The organism is Heyndrickxia sporothermodurans (genome assembly GCF_003055045.1).
Taxonomy (GTDB): Bacteria; Bacillota; Bacilli; order Bacillales; family Bacillaceae_C; genus Heyndrickxia; species Heyndrickxia sporothermodurans.
This window is the reverse complement of record NZ_NAZB01000105.1, coordinates 1-2516: the sequence shown is the minus strand read 5'-3', so window position 1 is coordinate 2516 and position 2516 is coordinate 1. Positions and strand designations below refer to the sequence as shown.

The 2516-nt window shown below is 34.6% G+C and carries 2 protein-coding genes and 2 pseudogenes; 3 read left to right on the top strand and 1 reads right to left on the bottom strand.

What is annotated here, in order from left to right:
• Positions 1-245 precede the first annotated feature (245 nt).
• A complete protein-coding gene (locus B5V89_RS19915; protein ID WP_107921418.1) occupies positions 246-446 on the bottom strand; it encodes a helix-turn-helix domain-containing protein in 201 nt (66 codons plus the stop codon).
• A gap of 165 nt (positions 447-611) precedes the next feature.
• Between B5V89_RS19915 and B5V89_RS19910 the strand changes: the two are divergent.
• The 3 genes and pseudogenes from B5V89_RS19910 to B5V89_RS19900 all read left to right on the top strand — a co-directional run.
• A pseudogene (locus B5V89_RS19910) lies at positions 612-792 on the top strand (recombinase family protein); the annotation flags it as partial.
• A 270-nt stretch (positions 793-1062) separates the two neighbouring features.
• Positions 1063-1257 (top strand): HNH/ENDO VII family nuclease, encoded by a 195-nt coding sequence (locus B5V89_RS19905; protein ID WP_235993168.1) that lies wholly within the window; start codon positions 1063-1065, stop codon positions 1255-1257.
• A gap of 73 nt (positions 1258-1330) precedes the next feature.
• Positions 1331-1788, top strand: a pseudogene (locus B5V89_RS19900) (SMI1/KNR4 family protein).
• The last annotated feature ends 728 nt before the right edge of the window (positions 1789-2516 follow it).

The following is a 2516-nucleotide window of genomic DNA, read 5'->3' as shown; positions in this document are numbered from 1 at the left end:
AATTTTAATTTATCAAATACAGATAAACTTTGTAAGCACTATATGATGTTTAAACAAATTCTTTAGTAGGTACAATACACTTTAAAAAGTGTACCCGATTTACTGTATTTCATTTCTTGTGAAATAACCCCAAATCATCAGTTACTACCATAAACATCCCCAAATACTTTACCTTCGCTTTCTCCTTGCCTTTTTAAATTTTTCGCAACTTTGACGTACATAGAACGATTGCTATGCTGAGAGGACTACTCCACCTCGATTAACTCCTGAATGTCGATGTCTAACACTTTGCATACCGTTTCTAATGTTGATAGATAAACCCTGTCCACATTGTCTGAACAAAGATGACTTATCGTATTGGGCCGCAGCCCTGTCATTCGTGCCAATTCACGTTGTGAAAGGTCACGTTCTTTAAGAATTTCCTTCAGTTTGATTGAAATTGCCATGGTAACTCCCTTTCTCTATTTCTTGCTACTTTTACGATACACAATAAATTTGTATCGGTAAAGGGGTTGATTGTATCGCTAAAGCCGCATACAATGAAATTACATAAAATATAGCGGCTAAGCGTTACGTTAATCCTAATTAGCGTAATGGAGGGGGGGAACATCATGAATATTATCGGATATATTCGAGTATCTACACAAGGTCAAGCAAGAGATGGATATAGCCTTGCTTACCAAGAGGATGAAATTAAAGCGTATTGTCAGGCACAAGGATACACGCTTTTACGCTTGTTTAAGGACGAGGGTATTAGTGGGGGCTAAAGTAGACGAAGAAGCGTTAGAAGTTGTTCCTAAAATATAAAATGATTGTTTTAAATCCTTGATTGGCAAAATGCCTTTGAAGGTATCTTTTTTGGGCAACCTATCACCGACAGTAGTTGATTTGCTTTACCTTTTTTATTATTTATTAACTGAGCACCTGATTGTTTTATAGCAGCAAGTGCTTTTTGTTGATAGTATTAATAAGGATGGAATATTACATGAATACTGTTTTTCGGAATTTATAGCTTATAAAGGTAGTACTATCCTGATCCTGTTCTAACAAAAATTACAATTAATGAAAAAAGGAAGAGCACTTTTCTGGAAAGATGGTACAGTTATAGAACTTCATCATTTAATCCAAAGAGAGGCAGGTTCAAGGGTAGAAATTCCTGCGAGTATGCATGATGAATATAATAAAATTTTGCATGGTTTGGTAGAGAACGGTAGGAGCTTTAGAAATGATCCTGTATTAAAAAAGCAGTACTTATAATTTTAGGAGTAAGTATTGGAGATGGAGAGCTAGGCAAATAGATAAAAGTGAACTCTATAAGGAGGAACCTTGATTGGATAAAGAGGAATTAATAAACTTTATTAATGAACATAAGGAATCAGATGACTTTACAGGTGGAGTGGATGAAAGTCAAATTAATTCTATCCAAAATGAGCTAGGGGTGGAATTACCAGAAAGTTATAAGTGGTTCTTAACTACCTATGGTTCGGGTGGGTTATTCGGAGTTGATATTTTAGGAGTGGCTAAGTCAAATAGAGCTCCTGTTGTTGTTAATACAAAGAGATATAGAGATATAGAGATTTAGGAATGGACAAGGATTTAGTAGTTATTGAAGATGCTGGAGAATAAGCTTATTGTCTATATATCAGTGAAATGGAGAATAATGAGTGTCCGGTAATAGTGTGGAATAGACTAGGGGGACTTGATGACTACAATACAGCAAAGAATTTTTATGAGTTTTTATCTCAAAGGTTGTTGGATGCAAAAGAAGCATGGGAAGAAGACTTTTAAGATAGATAAATAGAAAGAAATTATAATAGATATTAAAAAAATAAAAACACTTGATAGTTGACCGTTGATCTTAGTACATTATCGGTCATTTTTTTGTATTCCTGTAATATAAGTGATTAAGTTTTATTGTTTCCAAAATCATCAATTCTTCGAACTATGTAATGTGAGCCCGAATTAAAATGTGGTAAATAAAGCTAAAGTTGAAATTGATGGGGGTTGAAAAAGTAGCTAAATCGAGTTCTTTCCAAAGAAATGGAATCGTGTTGATGTGTTAAAAGCTATTGATAGGTTCTTATAAATATATAGGTGAAACTTCATCTGGAATAAAAATTGAAATGTTCTTAAAAAAGGACGGTTCAATAGCTGTTGTTTTGTGCAATCGAAAAATACATAGTTTTGCAGCGGGGAATGCAGAGAATTGCAACTTGACATGGAGCCTCTACGGGCATGACTACCAAGCCAAGAAGCCAGCAGTATCAAGGGCTGGCTTTGCCAAACAAGGCTAACATGCCCGCCTCTCCATGTAAAGTTGGGCTACGCCAAATTCTCTGCAACATTGTGTATTTTTATTTTGCAATAAACAAGCTGTAGCTGTAGTAGCCTATCCATTATATAATAAATAGCATAGAAGGTGATAAATAATATGAAACGGATTAACCCCCGAATTTTGGACAGTATTTCTCTTAATCTCACTTTATCTTAAAACTACATTCTTTTTCGTTTCCTTT